Below are 17,628 nucleotides of genomic sequence, written 5' to 3'. Positions count from 1 at the left end.
CGCGCACTCCCTTTTTGCCCAACCGTTATATGATATAATTATCGTGTGCGGACAGCTGCGACAAGCGAGCCACGCCGAAAGCCTACCGGATCGGGAGGAGCAAGTATTGCGGACAAAAGTCGCAATCATCGGGGCAGGGCCGGCTGGATTGTTGCTTGGGCAACTGCTGCACCGCTATGGCATCGACAATGTCATTCTGGAGCGGCAGAGCCCGGACTATGTGCTCGGCCGCATCCGTGCCGGACTGCTGGAGGAGGGAACAGTCGCGCTGCTCGACCAGATCGGCGCCGGCGCACGGGCCCATGCCGAAGGGCTGGTGCATGAAGGGATCGAGCTCGCCTTTTCGGGGCGCCGGCACCGCATCGACATGAAGGCTGCGACCGGCAAGAAGGTCATGATCTACGGCCAGACCGAGGTCACGCTCGACCTGATGGATGCGCGCAACGCCGCCGGTCTCACCTCGGTCTACGAGGCCAAGGACGTACAACCGCACGATTTCGACGGCGGTCACCCGCGCGTAACCTACATGAAAGATGGCGTCACCCACACGATCGATTGCGACTTCGTCGCCGGCTGCGACGGGTTTCACGGCGTCAGCCGCGCCAGCGTTCCGGCTTCGGCCATCGAGGAGTTCGAGCGCATCTATCCGTTCGGCTGGCTCGGCATCCTCTCCGAGACGCCGCCGGTCAGCCACGAGCTGATCTATTCCAACCACGTCCGCGGCTTTGCGCTGTGCACCATGCGTTCGACCAGGCGCAGCCGCTACTATGTGCAGTGCGCGCTCGACGACCATGTCGACCAGTGGCCGGACGATCGATTCTGGGACGAGCTCAAGCGCCGCCTCGACCGGGACGCCGCCGACAGCCTGATCACGGGCCCCTCGATCGAGAAGAGCATTGCGCCGCTGCGCAGCTTCGTCGCCGAGCCGATGCGTTTCGGCAGGTTGTTCCTGTGCGGTGATGCCGCCCATATCGTGCCGCCGACCGGCGCCAAGGGGCTGAATCTGGCCGCGAGCGATGCGCATTATCTGTCGAGCGCATTTCGCGAGTTCTACGACGAAAAATCCAGCGCCGGCATTGGCGCCTATTCGGCGAAGGCACTGGCGCGGGTCTGGAAAGCCGTGCGGTTCTCCTGGTGGATGACCTCGATGCTGCACAAATTTCCGGACACCGGTACGATTGGGGCGCGCATCCAGCTCGCCGAGCTCGACTACGTCACGCAGTCCCAAGCCGCGATGACATCACTGTCGGAGAACTATGTGGGGCTGCCGTTTTAGGACGGTGCTGTAGGGTGGGCAAAGCGAAGCGTGCCCACCAGCGTTGTCTTCGCGCGAGATGGTGGGCACGGCGCTGCGCACCTTTGCCCACCCTACGAGTGCTCGCGCCGGCGCCACTTCTTTCAAACACCCGCGCAAATTCCGTTTAAAACTTTGTAGGTGGTGCAACCGTCACGTCCCTCGCGTTCAATGGCGGCAGCCACCAACGCGAGACGGACATGACCAGCACCGACATCCCCGCCGGCTTCGAGCCGCATTTCCGCAAAGCCCCGCTCACCGACCCCTGGGAGCCGCTTTACTCCAGGAAGACCGACAACGGCGTCACCGTGGGATTGCGGCTCGCAACACCGCACACCAACGCGCGCGGGCTGATCCATGGCGGATTGATCGCAGCGCTGGCCGATGCCGCCATGGGCTACAGCTGCGCGCAGGCGACCGGCTGGACCACCTCGTTGGTCACGATCTCGCTGTCGGTCGACTATGTCGGCGCCGGCGAGATCGGCCAATGGCTCGCGGTCGAGGGCGAGGCGATCAAGACCGGCAGCACGATCTGTTTCGCGCAGTGCCTCGCGAAGGCCGACGGCGCCGTGATCGCGCGCGCCAGCGGCACCTTTCGCGTCGTGCCGAAAAAGGGGTGAGGGCGTCACCCGAATTTCCACTCCGCGGTCTCCACCACGAGATCGACGAAGGCGCGCACCTTGGCGGAGAGCAGGCGCGAGGTTGGGTAGACGATGTGGATCGGCAGCGCCGGCTGCTCGTAGTTCGCCAACACGATTCTGAGCCGCCCGCGCCGCAAGCCCTCGGCGGCCTGATAGGCCAGCACCCGGGTCACGCCGCCGCCGGCCTCGGCATATTGCAGGGCGGCGTCGGCGCTGTTGCTGGCGAAGCGTGGGTTCGGCGCCACCTCGATGTCGCGGCCGTCCTGCACGAAGCGCCAGTTGGCGGATGGACCGAACGCGATGGTCTGGTGCGTAAGCAGTGCCTCCGGCGTCTTCGGTTCGCCATGGCGCTTCAGATAGCCCGACGTCGCCACCACGATCCGACGCATCTCGCCGACCTGGCGCGCGACGAGCGAGGAGTCGGCGAGATGGCCGATCCGCACCGCGACGTCGACGGCGTCTTCCACGAGATTGACGAGGTTGTCGGACAGCCGCAATTCGCAGGCGACCTCGGGATAGCGCTTGAGGTAGGCGGTCATGACAGACCCGACATGGAGCCGGCCGAAGCCGACCGGCGCCGACACCACCAGCCGCCCGCTCGGCCGGTTGCGCTCCTCCCGTGCCGAGCCGTCGGCCTCCTCGACATCGGCCAGGATGCGACGCGCACGCTCCAGATAGCGCGTGCCGACGTCGGTCAGGGTCACTTGACGGGTGGTCCGCTGCAACAGCCGCGCGCCGAGATGCTCCTCCAGCGCCGCGATCAGCCGCGTCACCGCGGAGGGGGACAACCGCAGTTTTCGTGCCGCCGGCGCGAAGCCGTGCAGGTCAGCGACGGTGACGAAAACATGCATGGCCTCGAGGCGATCCATGGTATTGTTGCATATACCGCAATGATGAAGTGTCAAGCGGGCCGATTGTTTTAGCCGGCGAAAAGTCCATTTTAGGTGGCGAAGACGCAGGGATGCGCCGGGATTTCAGGAGATGGTCCGATGACGGCAACTCACACCTATGCCAGCGACGTCGCATTCACGCCGGCGGTGAAGTCGATCCAGACCCGAAAGGGATCCCGCGAAGGCTATGCGCATGCCGAGCAGCGCGGCTGGCGCACCGAGGTCGATGAAAACCTCGCGGCGTTCCTGGCCGACGCCAACAGCTTTTATCTTGCCACGGCCTCGGCCGACGGACAGCCCTACATCCAGCATCGCGGCGGCCCGAAGGGCTTCTTGAAGGTGCTGGACAAGCAGACGCTGGCTTTCACGGACTACGCCGGCAATCGGCAATACATCACGCAGGGAAATCTGTCCGAAAATCCCAAGGCCTACATCTTCGTGATGGACTACGCCCATCGCCGCCGGGTGAAGATCTGGGGCGAGGCGCGGGTGGTCGAGGACGACGAGGCGCTGACGACATCGCTGATGCCGAAAGGCTATCGCGCCCGGCCGGAGCAGGTGATCCTGTTCAAGATCGAAGCGTGGGACACGAACTGCCCGCAGCACATCCCGCAGAAGTTCGACGCGACGGATGTGGCAGCGGCGCTGGCGGCAAGAGATGCGAAAATCACGGAGCTGGAGGCGGAGGTCGCGGCGCTGAAGGGGGAGAAGGCCGCGAGTTGAGCTTACCTGCCAATGAAAGCTAGAGCGACTTGCGGCGTGCACCCTCTCCCCTTGCGGGAGAGGGTGGCTCGTCGCGGAGCGACGAGACGGGTGAGGGGTCTCTCTCCACGAATGAAGCACTTTCCGTTAGATAGATACCCCTCATCCGGCGCTTCGCGCCACCTTCTCCCGCAAGGGGAGAAGGGAAGAAGACAGCGCGTGCGGCGTCAGCAATTTCTCGAACTTACAGCCCGCTCGCGCCTTCGTGCTGGAAGCCGAGATAGCTGGCGGCGACGCGCTCGTTCGCCGCAATGTCGCTGGCCTTACCGCTGAGCACGAACTCGCCGAGCTCCATGACATAGGCCTGATCCGCGATCTTCAATGCGGCCTGCGCGTTCTGCTCGACCAGCAGTACGGAGACGCCGGCGGCGCGCAGTTCGGTGACGATGCGGAAAATGTCGGCGACGATGATCGGGGCGAGGCCGAGGCTCGGCTCGTCCAGCATCAGGAGCTTGGGCTCGCCCATCAGGGCGCGGCCCATTGCGAGCATCTGCTGCTCGCCGCCGGAGAGCGTGCCGGCGAGCTGCTTGCGCCGTTCCTTGAGCCGCGGAAACAGCGCGTAGACCCGCTCCATCGAGGCTTTCGCCTTGCTTCTCTCGATGCGGAAGGCCCCCAACTCGAGATTGTCCTCGACATTCATGGTCACGAACAATTCGCGGTGCTCGGGAACGAGGCCAAGTCCCATGGCGACGCGGTCCTCGATGTCGAGTCGCGACAGATCCTGACCTGCGAATGCCACGCGCCCCTTCAGCGGAAAGATGCCCATGATGGCGGAGAGCAGCGTGGTCTTGCCGGCGCCATTGGCGCCGACGATGGTGACGATCTGGTTCTGGCCGACTTCGAGCGAGACCGAGCGCACGGCCTCGACCTTGCCATAGGCGACATGGGCGTCGGCGACAGACAACAGCGCGGTCATGCCGCCACTCCGAGATAGGCCTTGATCACTTCGGGATTGGTCTTGATCGTGGCCGGCGTTCCTTCTGCGATCTTGGTGCCGAAATCGAGCACCACGATGCGGTCGGCGAGGTTCATGACGAAGCCCATGTCGTGCTCGACAAGCAGCACGCTCATGCCGCCGTCGCGCAGCTCCCGCAGGAGGCTCGCGAGCCGCTGCTTCTCCATGTGGCGCAGGCCGGCGGCCGGCTCGTCGAGCAGCAGCAGCATCGGATCGACGCACAACGCACGGGCGATCTCGACGATCCGTTGCTGTCCCAGCGAAAGCGAGCCTGCGAGCTGATGCATCTGCTCGCCAAGTCCGACCCGCTCGATCTGGCGGGCGGCTTCGGCGAGCAGCTTTGCCTCATCAGTGCGGTCGAGCCGCAGCATCGAGGAGATCGGCCCCGAATGGCCGCGCAGATGGGCGCCGATCGCGACGTTTTCCAGCACGGTCATGTCAGGCACCAGCTTGACGTGCTGGAAGGTGCGGGAGATGCCGAGCTTGACGATCTCCTGCGGCGGTGCCCTGTCGACCTTGTTGCCGAGCACGGAGATCGAGCCTGAGGTGGCCGACAGCACGCCGGTGATCAGGTTGAAGGTGGTGCTCTTGCCGGCGCCGTTGGGGCCGATCAGCGCGACGATCTCGCGGGCCAGGACGTCGAAGGAGACGTTGTTCACCGCGACCACGCCGCCAAATTGCTTCCGGGCCTTCTCGACCTGAAGCAGGACGCTGGATTGGCCGGGGGAGCGGGTGCGCTGCTCCAGCTTGAGCGAGGTGTCTGGCTTTTTGCCACCGGTGCGCTGGGGCAGGAACGACATCAGCCAGGGCCAGACGCCGCCGGGTGCGAGCTGAAGCAGCGCCACCAGCATGATGCCGAACACGATGGTCTCGACCTGGCCGGAGCCGGGCAGGATCAGCGGCAGGTAGCTCTGCAGCACTTCCTTGAGGACAACGACGAGCGCCGCGCCCAGGACGCCGCCCCAGACATAGCCGGCGCCGCCGACCACGGCGATGAAGAGATACTCGATGCCGGCCTGCGCGCCGAACGGCGTCGGGTTCACCGCGCGCTGAAGATGGGCGTAAAGCCAGCCGGAGAGGCCGGCGAGCACGGCGGCATGGATGAACACCAGCATTTTCGCCCGCGGCGTGTGCACGCCGAACGCCTCGGCCGCGACATGGCCGCGCCGGAGCGCGCGGATGGCGCGGCCGGTGCGGGAGTCCAGCAGGTTCATCGTGAGCAGCGCCGAGAGGATCACGGCAACCCAGATCGCGTAGTAGATCGAGCCGGGCGAGAGCATTTTGAACGAGCCGATCGACAGCGGCGGGATCGCCGAGATGCCGTCGTTTCTTCCCAGGAATTCGAGCTTGCTGAAGAGATAGAACAAGCCGAGCCCCCAGGCGAGCGTGCCGAGCGGCAGATAATGGCCGGAGAGACGGACCGTGACGAGGCCGAGCAGCACCGCCAGCAATCCGCTGACCAGCAGCGACAATGGGAGCGTTAGCCAGGGCGACATGCCGTAGGTCGTTGACAGCACCGCGGTGGTGTAGGCGCCGAAGCCAACGAAGGCCGCTTGTCCGAACGAGGTCAGGCCGCCGACGCCGGTCAGCAGCACGAGGCCCATCGCGACCAGGGCGGTGAGGCCGACATTGTCGAGCAGCACGATCCAGAACGGGGGCATGCCCGGAACAAAGGGGATCGCCGCCATAATCAGCGCGAAGATGAGGATAGGGAGCCGGCTCTGCATTTTGGCGTCAGTCCTTCTCTTCCTCGACCGCAGGCGCCGCGAGCGATCGCAGCAGCAGCACGGGAATCAAGAGCATGAAAACGATCACCTCCTTGTAGTTGGAGGCATAGAAGGACGAGAACGCCTCGACGATGCCGACGACCAGCGCCGCGACCGCGGTGAGGGGGTAGCTGACAAGCCCGCCGATGATCGCGGCGACAAAGCCCTTCAGGCCGATCAGGAAGCCCGAGTCGTAATAGAGCGTCGTGATCGGCACGATCATGATGCCCGACAGTGCGCCGATGACGGACGCCAGTAGGAAGGCGATCTGCCCGGATAGCGTGGTGCGGATGCCGACGAGCCGGGCACCGAGCCGGTTCACGGCGGTCGCGCGCAGCGCCTTGCCGTAGAGTGTCAGCCCGAAGAACAGCCACAGCCCGACGATGAAGGCGATGGTAATGCCGTAGACCGTGATGCTCTGGCCTGTGAAGCGCAGCGCGCCGGTGGTGAAAGATCCCGACAGTACGGCAGGTCCGCGCTGGCCTTCGGCGCCGAAGAACAATAGGCCCAAACCCTGAAGTGCGAGGTGGACGCCCACCGAGGCGATCAGCAGCACCAGCACGGAGGTGTGCGCCAGCGGCTGGAATGCGATGCGGTAGAGAAACAGGCCGATCATCGCCACGATCACCAGCGACAGCGCGATGCAGACCGCAACCGGCGGCTTCTGAGCGGCGTAGTAGACAGTCAGCGCCAGCACGATGGCCGGCAGCACGATGTTGGTCAGGATGCTGCGCAGCACCAGGCGCCCGTGCAGCGCCTTGCGCGCGGCGAACAGGTCGAACGCGAAGGCGCCAAGGCCCAGGGCGAGCGCGAGTTTCGCCGTACCCGGCATCTGGCCCGCGGCCAGCGAGGCATAGGTCAGCGCGCCATAGGTGACGAATTCGCCCTGCGGGATGAGGATGACGCGGGTGACGGCGAACACCAGCACCAGCGCCAGGCCGAGCAGCGCATAAATCGCGCCATTGGTGATGCCGTCCTGCAGCAGGAACAGCACGATGGTGGTATTCAAGACCGGACGCTCCCCCTCAAAGATTCAGGACCGGTCCCCTGATTGTGGTGGACGGTCCGCTCACAGCCATTGAACAGCGCTGACGATATTTGATATGGTCCATAACAATTATCAAATATAACATCAAGAGTGGCGAACGATCCTCCCGAACTTAACGGGATTGCGAGCATGAGGCGATGACCGTTTCCAAAACCGCTGAAAAGTCCTCTGAAAAACCCGCCGAGACCGCCAAGGGCCGCAAGGACGCGGCCGACGGGCCTGGCGAAGCCCTCCAGCTCGGCGAGCTCTCGGAGCAGCTCGGCTATGTCCTGAAGCGGGCACAGCTCAAGGTGTTCGAGAACTTCCTGCGCTGCATGGCCTCGCTCCAGCTCACGCCGGCGCAGTTCTCCGTGCTGCTGCTGGTCGAGAAAAACCCCGGCCGTAACCAGACCGAGATCGCCTCCACCCTCGGCATCCTGCGCCCGAACTTCGTGGCGATGCTCGACAATCTCGAGAGCCGCGACCTTTGCGCGCGGATCCGCTCCACCAACGACCGCCGCTCGCACATTTTGGTGCTGACCGACAAGGGCAAGGCCGTGCTGGCCCGCGCCAAGAAGCTCGTCGCCACCAAGCACGAGGCGCGGCTGAACGAGGTGCTCGGGCCGTCCAACCGCGCAGCCCTGCTCGGGATGCTCTCGAAGATCGCCAACGAGTTTTGACGGTTGATTGCCCCGGCGACCGGGCATCAAACCCGGAAGCGCGGGCGGGCTGGCCGCGGTTATGCCGCAGCGAACCGGTCGGGCATGGCAGGTGCTTCCGCGGACAGGAAACGGCGCTCGATTTCCGCGGCGGGCAAGGGCGGGCTGAACAGATAGCCCTGCATTTCGGTGCAGCCCTCCGCTGCGATCCGATCCCTTTGCTCCTCGGTCTCCACGCCCTCCGCCGTCGTCGTCATGCCCATCCCGCGCGCCAGTGCCGCCACCGCGCGCACGATGCTGAGGGATGCCGCATTGTTTTCCACGCCGCTGACGAACGACCGGTCGATCTTGATCTTGTCGAAGGGGAAGCATTGCAGATAGGTCAGTGACGAATAACCGGTGCCGAAATCGTCCATGGCGACCTTGATGCCGAGCGCCCGGAGCTGGTGCAGCGTCGTCAGCGTCCCATGCCTGTCCTGCAGCAAAACGCTTTCCGTGATCTCGATCTCCAGCCGCCGCGGATCGAGGCCAGAGGCCGCCAGGGTGCCGACGATCACCTCGGTCAGGCCCGGCTGGCGGAATTGCACCGCCGAGATATTGACGGCGACGTGCAGATGGTCCGGCCACCGGCTTGCAGTGGCACAGGCCTGCCGGATCACCCACTCACCGATCGGCACGATCAGGCCGATCTCTTCCGCAAGCGGGATAAAGCTGTTCGGCGCCACCAGTCCGCGTCGTGGATGTCGCCAGCGGATCAAGGCTTCGAAGCCGCTGATCTCGCCGCCGTCGGTCTTCACGACCGGCTGGTAGTGCAGTTCGAACTCGCCGGCGGCAAGGCCGTTGTGCAGGTCCTGCTCCAGCGCGCGGCGGCTTTGCGCCGCTTCGCCCATGGCCGGTTCGAAGAAGCAGTGCATGCCGCGGCCGTCGCTTTTCGCGCGATACAGGGCTAGATCGGCATTGTGCAGGAGTTGCTCGGGCGTCGAGCCGTCGCCGGGCGCAATGGCGATCCCGATGCTCGCGCCCACAATAGCCTGGTGTCCGTCGAGCCCGAACGGAGCACTCAGCGTGCTGACCACATCGCGGGCCAGCAGGTCCGCTTCGCTCGAATCGGAAATCGGCGTCTGGAGGATGACGAATTCATCACCACCCATACGCGCGACGGTATCGCTGTCGCGGGCGAGCTGCTTGAGGCGGCGGCTGACATCCTGCAGCAGGATGTCGCCGGCCTGATGGCCCAGAGTGTCGTTGACGGCCTTGAACTTGTCGAGATCGATGTGGTGGATCGCGAACATCCCACCCTGTTCGAGCGCCTGCTTGAGGCGCTGACCGAGCAGGGCGCGATTGACGAGGTCCGTCAGCGCGTCGTGGTGCGCCATATGCGCGATCTGCAATTCCGCCTTGCGCTGCTCGGTGATGTCTTCGTGGGTCGCGACCCATCCGAGATCGGGCATCGGTCGGTGCCTGATCTTGAAGGTCCGCCCGTTCCGCATCTCGACGATGCTGTCCATGGCCTCGGCCGACGTGGCGACATCGGTCCGCCATGTGGCGTATTCCTCCCGCGTCATTGTCGGCACGCTGCCGGCTTCGAAGCGCAGGTCGAGGATCTCCTGGAGCGGCGTGCCCGGACGAACGCGGTCGGGCGGCAGGCCGTACATTTCGATATAGTGCGTGTTGCAGACCAGCAGCCGATGGTCGGCGCTGAAGAAGCAAAGTCCCTGCGACATGTTGTTGATCGCGATGTCGAACTGGAAATTGCGTTCCTGTAGCCGCGCACTGAGCTCTTCGCGCTCTGTAATGTCCTCGTGCGTCGCCATGCCGCCGCCGTCGGGCAGGGGATGGATGGTGTAGGCGATGATTCTTCCGTCGGCGAACTGCTGAACCGTCTGCTCGCTGACGACCGAACCCTCGGTGCGGGCACGGACATAGGCGCCGGCTTCTCCGCCGATGTTCAGGCCCAGTTCGAGCCGATGCTGGATCAGGTCCTTGATCGGCGTGCCCGGATGCACCTGCTCGGGCGAGAGCGCGTACATCTCGCGGTAGCGCGGATTGCAGAAAATGACCCTGCGGTCGCTGCCGAACAGGATGATCCCGAGCCACAGATTATTGGCGGCGCACTTGAGCAGCTCGCCGAGCACGAGCGGATCAATGCTTGCGACCTCCTGATCATTCTCCGCCATGCGCCTTGCCCCCGAAACGACGCGATTAGAGCAGGCGGTGGTGAATCAGCCCAACAATTCGCCCAGTTTCGGGACATGTTCCTGAAACTGCGGCGAACGCGAGGTTAAGGGCGGCGATGCCCGCCCCCTGGAAAAGAGGACGCCGACAAGAATTCAGAGATCGTTAACCATGTCGTCCCGCCGAACCGCGCGCGGTGCCGGCGGGATGGCGATGCCGCCCGATCAGTCGACCAGGATCACCCGGATATCGTTCACATTGGTCAGCGTGGGACCCGGCAGCAACAGGTCGCCCGTCGCCTCGAAGAACGTCGTCGCATCGTTGTTGTCGAGATAGGCCTGCGGCTGCAGCCCCTGCGCCGTCATCTTCGCGAACGTCGCCGCGTCGATCAGCGCGCCGGCGGGGTCGGTGGGGTGGCCGGCGCCGCCATCGGCGCCGTCGGTGTCGCCGGCGAGCGCGGAGATGTCAGGCGTGTCCTTCAAGAGGTCGGCGAGCGCCAGCGCGTATTCCTGGTTCGGGCCGCCGCGGCCCTGGCCGCGCACGGTGACCGTGAGCTCGCCGCCGGAGAGGATCGCCACGCGCTTGCCTTCCGCGCGGACCTGAAGCGCCAGCCTGGCATGATCGGCGGCGACGTCGCGGGCCTCGCCTTCGAGGTCGGCGCCGAGATCGATCGTCTCGTAACCGGCCTCCTGCGCGAGCCTCACCGCGGCGTCGAGCGATTGCTTCGGGCGTGCGATCAGTTCGAAATGCGCGCGCGCGAACGCGGCATCACCGGGCTTGCAGCTCTCGTTGGCGGGGTCGTCCAGCGCGCGGCGGACGGCATCGTCGATGTCGAGCTTGTATTTGGCGACGATGGCGCGCGCATCATTGAGCGTGGTCGGATCGGGCACGGTCGGACCCGAGGCGATCGCCGAGGGGTCGTCATGCGGCACGTCGGAGATCGCAAGCGTCACGATCTCGGCGGCATTTTTGCCGGCGCGCGCCAGCCGCCCGCCCTTGATCCGCGACAGATGCTTGCGCACGACATTCATCTCGCCGATCGGCGCGCCGGAGCGCAGCAGCGCCTTGTTGACCGCCTGCTTCTGCGCGAAGCTGATGCCGTTGACGGGTGCGATCCAGTTCGCCGAGCCGCCGCCGGTGAGCAAGACCAAAAGCAAATCGTCGGGCCCGGCCTCGGCTGCGAGCGCGAGCGTGTCGGCCGCGCCCTTCAGGCCGGCTTCGTCAGGCACGGGATGACCGGCCTCGACCACGCGGATGCGGCGCGTCGGCACGCCGTAGCCGTGTCGCGTGGTGGCGATGCCGACGAGACGTTCCGGCGCGAGCCCGAGCGCGTCGAGATAATGCCGCTCGGCGGCGGCGGCCATCGCGGCCGCGCCCTTGCCGGCGGCGAGACAGATCACGCGTCCCCTTGGCGCGGGCCGCAGGTGCGGCGCCAGAATCGTGCTCGGATGAGCGGCGGCAACGGCGGCGTCGTAGAGCGCGCGGAGCAGGGGGCGTCGATCGGACATGACGAAGGGCCTTGAGCGGACAGGAAAGACTGGCGGCAAACGCGCCGCTCACCTGCCTACCGCATCATGCGCCAAAGCGTAAGCGGGCTTTGCCATCATTCGATTGTGCAATCGCGTGATCACAATCGACGCGCAAGCAAAAACCCCCTGCGATGGTTCGCAGGGGGTTTTCATGGTCGTGTGAGGCGGTTAGCCGCCGACGTCGGCGCTGATCACGTCACCGAACAGCTCCCACTTGTCGCCCTTGAACTTCTCGAGCTGGAGCTGGCTGATCGGCGCGAAGTCGGTCGGAGAGGTGTTGATCTGCACGCCCGGCAGCAGCACTTCGGTGCGGAAGTTCTTCAGGCTGGCGGCCTGCTTCATGACGTTCGCGCGCGTGAGATCGTCGCCGCACTGCTTGAGGACTTGGACCAGGGTCTGCGCCACGCCGTAGCCGACGATGGTGCCGTGGTCGAGCTTGTCGCCGTCCGGAAAGTACTTGTTCATGAACGCGACGAAGTCCTTCATGCCGGGATCGCTGTTCCACGCCGGATCCGAAATGTCCTTCAAATAGTCGGCGGAGATGATGTCCTGCGAGTTCTCGAACCCGGCGGGCTTGAGCACGCTGCCGACGGAGGCCGAGACGTTGTTGAGGAAGTGTAGCGGCTTCCAGCCGATCTCGGCATTCTTCTTGATTGCTTGCGCCGCGAATTTCGGCGTCGTGATATTCATGAAGACGTCGGCGCCGGTCGACTTCAGCTTGACGATGTGGTTGTCGATGGTCGGCTCGGAGGTCTCGTAGCTCTCCTCCATGACGATCATCGACGCGGCCTTGGCGCCGAGGCCGTCCTTCAGGCCCTTGAGATAATCCTTGCCGTAATCGTCGTTTTGGAACAGCACGGCAATCTTGGCATCCGGCTTGTTCTTGAGCAGCCATTTCGCGTAGATCTGCGTCTCGCTCTGGTAATTGGGCTGCCAGCCCATGGTCCAGGGGAAATCCTTCGGGTCGTTCCACTTGGTGGCGCCGGTCGCGACGAAGAGCTGCGGCACCTTCTTCGAGTTCATGTATTTGTGAATCGCGGAGTTCGGCGGCGTGCCGAGCGAGTTGAAGATGAACAGCACCTCGTCGCTCTCGACCAGCTTGCGCGCCTGCTCCACCGTCTTCGGCGGCGAGTAGGCGTCATCGTAGCTGATGAAGTTGATCTTGCGGCCGTTGATGCCGCCTTCGTCGTTGATCTTCTTGAAATAGGCCGCTTCCGTCCGTCCGATGATGCCGTAGGCGGAGGCCGGTCCGCTGTAGGGCATGATGTTGCCGATCTTGATCTCGGTATCGGTCGCGCCGGTATCGTATTTCTTCTGGGCCGATGCAGTGGAGGCCGAGGCCGCAATGAGCGCGAGCGCGAGTGACGCGGCCGCAAGTTTGCCGGTGACAGCGGGCATTCCTATCTCCCTATTTTCTTGGTGTGTGCGCGTCCCTTTTCTTGTGTTGCCTGTTTTTGGTGACGCAGCCGCAATTCAATACGATTTACCGGACGCCTTCAACAGAAAGCCCCTGCGGCGGGGGCGCAGGGGCTGCTTCTTTAGTAGTCACGGACCGGCGCGCGCTCGTGTGCGACTGCGAGAAGGTGCATCCGCCTGAGTTGACGAACCGATCTGGAGCGAGTTTGAGTTGCGTGGCTTCAGTGGCCGAGCTCGCTCGAGATGATGTCCCCGAACAGCTCCCATTTCCGGCCTTTGAACCGCATCATCTGGAGCTGCTCGATCGGGGCGAAATTATCGGCTGCGGTGTTGATCTTGATGCCGGGCAACAGGGTGTCGGGCTCGAAATCCTTCAGGCTTGCCGCCTGCTTCATGACGTTGTCGCGGGTGAGGTCGTCGCCGCACATTTGCAGCACCTTCACCATGGTCTGCGCGGCGGCATAGCCGAACACCACGCCGGCATCGAGCTTGTTGGCCTTGGGATCGTATTTGGCGAGGAAGTTGTAGAACTTCTTCATGCCGTCATCGGCATTCCATTGCGGGTCGGAGCCGTCCTTGGTGTAGCTCGCCGACAGGATGCCTTGCGAGATCTCGAGCCCCGCCGGCTCGAGCACGCCGCCGACCGAAGCCGAGACGTTGGAGATGATGTGGACCGGATGCCAGCCGATCTCGGCCGCTTTCTTGATCGCTTGCGCTGCAAATTTCGGCGTGGTGATGCTGACGAAGATGTCGGCGCCGGAGGCCTTCAATTTCACGACGTGCTCGTCGATCGCCGGCTCCGAAGTGTCGTAACCGTCTTCCAGCACGATCATCGAGGCCTTGGGCCCAAGGCCGTCCTTCAGCCCCTTGAGATAGTCCTTGCCGAAATCGTCGTTCTGGTAGAGCACGCCGATCTTGCCGTCCGGCTTCTCCTTCATGATGTACTTGGCGTAGATGCGCGCCTCGCTCGCGTAGCTCGGCTGCCAGCCCATGGTCCAGGGATATTGCTTCGGATCGTTCCACTTCGAAGCGCCGCTCGCCACGAACAATTGCGGCACCTTCTTCTCGTTCATGTATTTGCGAATGGCGCCGTTGGTGGAGGTGCCGAGCGAGCCGAAGATCAGCAGCACCCCGTCGCTCTCGACCAGCTTGCGGGCCTGCTCCACCGTCTTCGGCGGCGAATAGCCGTCGTCGTAGGAGATGAACTTGATCTTGCGGCCGGCGATGCCGCCCTCGGCATTGATCTTGTTGAAATAGGCTTCCTCGGCTTTGCCGATCGCCGCATAGGCGGAGGCCGGGCCGCTATAGGGCATGATGTTGCCGATCTTGATCTCGGTATCGGAAGCGCCGCTGTCGTATTTCTTCTGCGCCAGGGCTGGGCCGCTCATCGCAGTGCACAACGCGAATGCGGCCAGTACGCCCGCAACCTGAAATCGAACGGCAGTCATCTTTCTCCACCCGGAACGGATCGCCGCCGCATTGAACAAGATTGATGCGGGACGTCAACAAAAAGCCCCCGCGATCGTTCGCGGGGGCTTCTCGAGGTGTCGGACTATTGCGTCAGAGGGTCACTCGGTGGCGATGTCGCCGCTGATGATCTCGCCGAAGAGTTCCCACTTCTCGCCCTTGAAGCGCTGCATCTGGAGCTGCGCGATCGGGGCGAAGTCGGTGGGGCCGGTGTTGATCTTGACGCCGGGCAGCAAGGTGTCCGGTGCGAAATCCTTCAACGAGGCCGCCTGCTTCATGATGTTGGCCCGGGTCAGATCGTCGCCGCACATCTCCAGGACCTTGGCCAGCGTCGACGCTGCGCCGTAGCCATAGACCATGCTGGTGTCGGACTTGTCGGCACCCGGCATGTACTTGTCGACGAACTCGTTCCACTTCTTCATGCCGGGGTCGTTGGCCCACTGCGGGTCCGTGGAGTCCTTGGCATAGGCGGCCGACAGCACGCCCTGTGAGGCCTCGAAGCCGGCCGGCTTCATCACGCTGCCGACCGAGATCGACACGTTGGTGAGGATCTGCAGCGGCTTCCAGCTCAGCTCCGCGGTCTTCTTGATGGTCTGGGCCGCGAACTTCGGCGTCGCGTAGATCAGGAGCACGTCGGGATTGGCCGCCTTAATCTTGACGATGTGACCGTCGATCGAGGGCTCGGACACCTCGTAGCTTTCTTCCATGATGATCATGGACGCGCCCTTGGCGCCCAAGCCGTCCTTGGTGCCCTTGAGGTAGTCTTTGCCGAAATCGTCGTTCTGATAGAGGATCGCGATCTTGGCGTCGGGCTTTTCCTTCAACAGCCATTTCGCGTAGATCTGCGCTTCGCTCTGGTAGGAGGGCTGCCAGCCCATGGTCCAGGGGAAGTTCTTCGGGTCGTTCCACTTGGTGGCGCCGGTGGCGACGAACAGCTGCGGGATCTTCTTGGCGTTCAAATACTTCTGGATCGCGCTGTTCGAGGGCGTGCCGAGCGGGTTGAACACGACGATCACTTCGTCGCTCTCGACCAGCTTGCGGACCTGCTCCACGGCCTTCGGCGGCGAATAGCCGTCGTCATAGGTGACGAAGTTGATCTTGCGGCCGTTGATGCCGCCCTTGTCGTTGATCATCTTGAAATAGGCTTCTTCGGTCTTGCCGATGATGCCATAGGCCGACGCCGGACCGCTGTACGGCATGATGTTGCCGATCTTGATCTCGGTATCGGACGCGCCGGTGTCGTATTTTTTCTGGGCAAAAGCGGCGCCGGAGGTGAGAGTGATGACCGCCGTTGCCGTTACCAGCGCAGCGGTTCGCAGTGTTCTTTCAAAAAACAATTCGGGTCTCCTTGGCTTAATCAACGGGTTGTCAGTTCTTTCTGAGCCGGCCGACGAGTTGCTGGCCCATGATCGCGATCTGCCTCGCGCCGTGCGGCACCAGGTAGATGACGGCGAACAGGAGTACGCCGAATACGGCGCCGGAGAGGCCCTTGGAGATGCCCTCTGCCATGTTCGGCACGAAGATGATGAAGGCTGCGCCGACGAACGAGCCGGGCAGCCAGCCGACGCCACCGACGACCATGCCGAGGAACAGCGAGATCGCCAGCGTGATCGTGTAGCTGTCGGGCGCGACGAACTGCACGGCGATGGCGCCAAGCGAGCCGGCAACGCCGGTGATGCCGGCGGACACGCCGAAGGCCAGTGTCTTGTACAGTGCGACGTTGACGCCCATCGAGGAGGCCGCGATCTCGTTGTCGCGGATCGCCATGAAGGCGCGGCCCGAGCGGGAGCGCAGCAGGTTGACAGAGAAGATGTAGATCGCGAGCACGACCGCGAGCGAGAAGTAGTAGAGCCATGTGTCCTGCGACATCGGCAACCCGAACGGCGCGTCGGGCTTGGTGACGACGAGGCCCTGCACGCCGCCCGTCCAGTGCTCGAGGAAGTTCAGCTTCAGCAGCTGCGGCATCGCGGTGGCAAGCGCAAAGGTCGCGAGCGCGAGATAGACGCCCGACAGCCGCAGTGCCGGCTTGCCGAACAGGTAGCCGAAGGCGAAGCAGACCGCGGCGGAAACCGGAATTGTCAGCGCATAGTTGACGTTGAAGTACTCCATCAGCACCGCCGACGTATAAGCGCCCACGGCATAGAAGGCGCTCTGGCCGAGCGAGAACTGGCCGGAGCCGCCCGTCAGAATGTTCAAGGCCAGCACCGCGAGCCCGTAGATCAGGAGCATCGTCATCTGGAAGATGATGAAGTTCTTGACGAACATCGGCACGATCAACAGCACCGCCAGCACTAACAGGGAGGTGCCCGTGCCCAGCGTCATCGCCCGCTTCGGAACCGCCTCGACGGCCGGGGCTTCCGTGACGACGTCTTCTGCAGCGCTCATGATCAAACTCGCTTGACGATTTGCCGGCCGAACAGGCCAGCGGGTTTGACGACCAGGACGGAAATGATCAGCGCGAGCGCGATCGGAAGCTTCAGCTCGTTGCCGACGCCGGGAATGTAGGTGCCGGCGAGGTTTTCGAAGACACCGACCAGGAAGCCGCCGACCACGGCGCCGAACGGGCTGGTCAGTCCGCCGAGCACCGCCGCGGCGAAGCCGTAGATCAGCACGCCGCCCATCATGTTGGGCTCGAGGAACACGACTGGTGCGATCAGCATGCCGGCGATCGCACCGATCGCGGACGCCATGCCCCAGCCCAGCGCAATCATCCAGCTGGTGTTGATGCCGACCAGCCGGGCCGATTCAGGCACGGAGGCGGCCGCGCGCATGGCGAGGCCGATCTTGGTGTACTGGAAGAAGAAGTAGAGGCCGAGCAGCAGCAGCACCGTGACGCCGATCATGCCGGCCTGGTGAGTCGAGATCAGCTGGCTACCGAGGAACGGCGAGGAGCCGAACGGGGTCGGATACTGCTTGATGGTGAAGTCCCAGATCAGACCGGCCGAGGAGTTGATGATCGCGAACAGCGCGATGAAGCCGGCGACGTTGGTCAGCACCGGCGCCTTGGCGAGCGGCTTGAACAGGATGCGCTCGATCGCGATGCCGCC

At 64.0% G+C, this 17,628-nt stretch carries 15 protein-coding genes; 4 read left to right on the top strand and 11 right to left on the bottom strand.

Annotation, left to right across the window (positions count from 1 at the left end; genetic code table 11):
- Positions 1 to 106 precede the first annotated feature (106 nt).
- Together pobA and AC0L3K_RS12605 are read left to right on the top strand one after the other, a co-directional pair.
- The gene (gene pobA, locus AC0L3K_RS12610) at positions 107 to 1,276 is read left to right on the top strand and encodes a 4-hydroxybenzoate 3-monooxygenase (protein WP_473366166.1); all 1,170 of its coding nucleotides are present in this window, start codon (positions 107 to 109) and stop codon (positions 1,274 to 1,276) included.
- A 218-nt stretch (positions 1,277 to 1,494) separates the two neighbouring features.
- A complete protein-coding gene (locus tag AC0L3K_RS12605) occupies positions 1,495 to 1,914 on the top strand; it encodes a PaaI family thioesterase (protein WP_007599679.1) in 420 nt (139 codons plus the stop codon).
- 5 nt (positions 1,915 to 1,919) lie between these two features.
- Here the strand turns inward: AC0L3K_RS12605 and AC0L3K_RS12600 are convergent, their stop codons facing one another.
- Complete coding sequence (locus AC0L3K_RS12600; protein ID WP_473366165.1) at positions 1,920 to 2,804, bottom strand: LysR family transcriptional regulator; 885 nt, start codon at positions 2,802 to 2,804, stop codon at positions 1,920 to 1,922.
- 120 nt (positions 2,805 to 2,924) lie between these two features.
- On the opposite strand from AC0L3K_RS12600, the gene AC0L3K_RS12595 reads away from it, so the two are divergent.
- The gene (locus AC0L3K_RS12595; RefSeq protein WP_007599689.1) at positions 2,925 to 3,548 is read left to right on the top strand and encodes a pyridoxamine 5'-phosphate oxidase family protein; all 624 of its coding nucleotides are present in this window, start codon (positions 2,925 to 2,927) and stop codon (positions 3,546 to 3,548) included.
- A 223-nt stretch (positions 3,549 to 3,771) separates the two neighbouring features.
- Here AC0L3K_RS12595 and AC0L3K_RS12590 read toward each other — a convergent pair whose 3' ends face one another.
- The 3 genes from AC0L3K_RS12590 to AC0L3K_RS12580 are packed head-to-tail and all read right to left on the bottom strand — an operon-like array spanning position 3,772 to position 7,317.
- A complete protein-coding gene (locus AC0L3K_RS12590; RefSeq protein ID WP_007599691.1) occupies positions 3,772 to 4,503 on the bottom strand; it encodes an ABC transporter ATP-binding protein in 732 nt (243 codons plus the stop codon).
- Entirely contained in the window at positions 4,500 to 6,269 is a 1,770-nt protein-coding gene (locus AC0L3K_RS12585) for a branched-chain amino acid ABC transporter ATP-binding protein/permease (protein WP_007599692.1), read from the bottom strand. The genes AC0L3K_RS12590 and AC0L3K_RS12585 overlap by 4 nt, the downstream gene beginning before the upstream one ends.
- Before the next feature lie 7 nt (positions 6,270 to 6,276).
- On the bottom strand, positions 6,277 to 7,317 hold the full coding sequence (locus AC0L3K_RS12580) for a branched-chain amino acid ABC transporter permease (protein ID WP_473366164.1): 1,041 nt from the start codon (positions 7,315 to 7,317) through the stop codon (positions 6,277 to 6,279).
- A gap of 176 nt (positions 7,318 to 7,493) precedes the next feature.
- Between AC0L3K_RS12580 and AC0L3K_RS12575 the strand changes: the two genes are divergently transcribed.
- Positions 7,494 to 8,015 (top strand): MarR family winged helix-turn-helix transcriptional regulator, encoded by a 522-nt coding sequence (locus AC0L3K_RS12575; RefSeq protein WP_219682933.1) that lies wholly within the window; start codon positions 7,494 to 7,496, stop codon positions 8,013 to 8,015.
- 59 nt (positions 8,016 to 8,074) lie between these two features.
- Here AC0L3K_RS12575 and AC0L3K_RS12570 read toward each other — a convergent pair whose 3' ends face one another.
- The 7 genes from AC0L3K_RS12570 to AC0L3K_RS12540 form a co-directional block, all read right to left on the bottom strand.
- Positions 8,075 to 10,171, bottom strand: a complete 2,097-nt coding sequence (locus AC0L3K_RS12570; RefSeq protein ID WP_473366163.1) for a putative bifunctional diguanylate cyclase/phosphodiesterase — start codon at positions 10,169 to 10,171, stop codon at positions 8,075 to 8,077.
- Between the two features lie 222 nt (positions 10,172 to 10,393).
- Entirely contained in the window at positions 10,394 to 11,677 is a 1,284-nt protein-coding gene (locus AC0L3K_RS12565) for a glycerate kinase type-2 family protein (protein WP_473366162.1), read from the bottom strand.
- Between the two features lie 189 nt (positions 11,678 to 11,866).
- Complete coding sequence (locus AC0L3K_RS12560) at positions 11,867 to 13,096, bottom strand: ABC transporter substrate-binding protein (protein WP_007599704.1); 1,230 nt, start codon at positions 13,094 to 13,096, stop codon at positions 11,867 to 11,869.
- A 239-nt stretch (positions 13,097 to 13,335) separates the two neighbouring features.
- Positions 13,336 to 14,562 carry an ABC transporter substrate-binding protein gene (locus tag AC0L3K_RS12555; RefSeq protein ID WP_354200447.1) on the bottom strand — a complete coding sequence of 409 codons (1,227 nt, stop codon included), beginning with the start codon at positions 14,560 to 14,562 and terminating at the stop codon, positions 13,336 to 13,338.
- Between the two features lie 120 nt (positions 14,563 to 14,682).
- A complete protein-coding gene (locus AC0L3K_RS12550; RefSeq protein ID WP_007599706.1) occupies positions 14,683 to 15,918 on the bottom strand; it encodes an ABC transporter substrate-binding protein in 1,236 nt (411 codons plus the stop codon).
- A gap of 31 nt (positions 15,919 to 15,949) precedes the next feature.
- The gene (locus AC0L3K_RS12545) at positions 15,950 to 16,966 is read right to left on the bottom strand and encodes a branched-chain amino acid ABC transporter permease (protein ID WP_007599707.1); all 1,017 of its coding nucleotides are present in this window, start codon (positions 16,964 to 16,966) and stop codon (positions 15,950 to 15,952) included.
- Between the two features lie 2 nt (positions 16,967 to 16,968).
- Positions 16,969 to 17,628: branched-chain amino acid ABC transporter permease (locus AC0L3K_RS12540; RefSeq protein ID WP_473366161.1), on the bottom strand; the 660-nt coding region annotated here is incomplete at its 5' end.

The organism is Bradyrhizobium sp. MI1.10 (genome assembly GCF_055811035.1).
The sequence above is the reverse complement of the archived record's forward strand: the minus strand, read 5'-3'. Positions and strand labels throughout refer to the sequence as shown.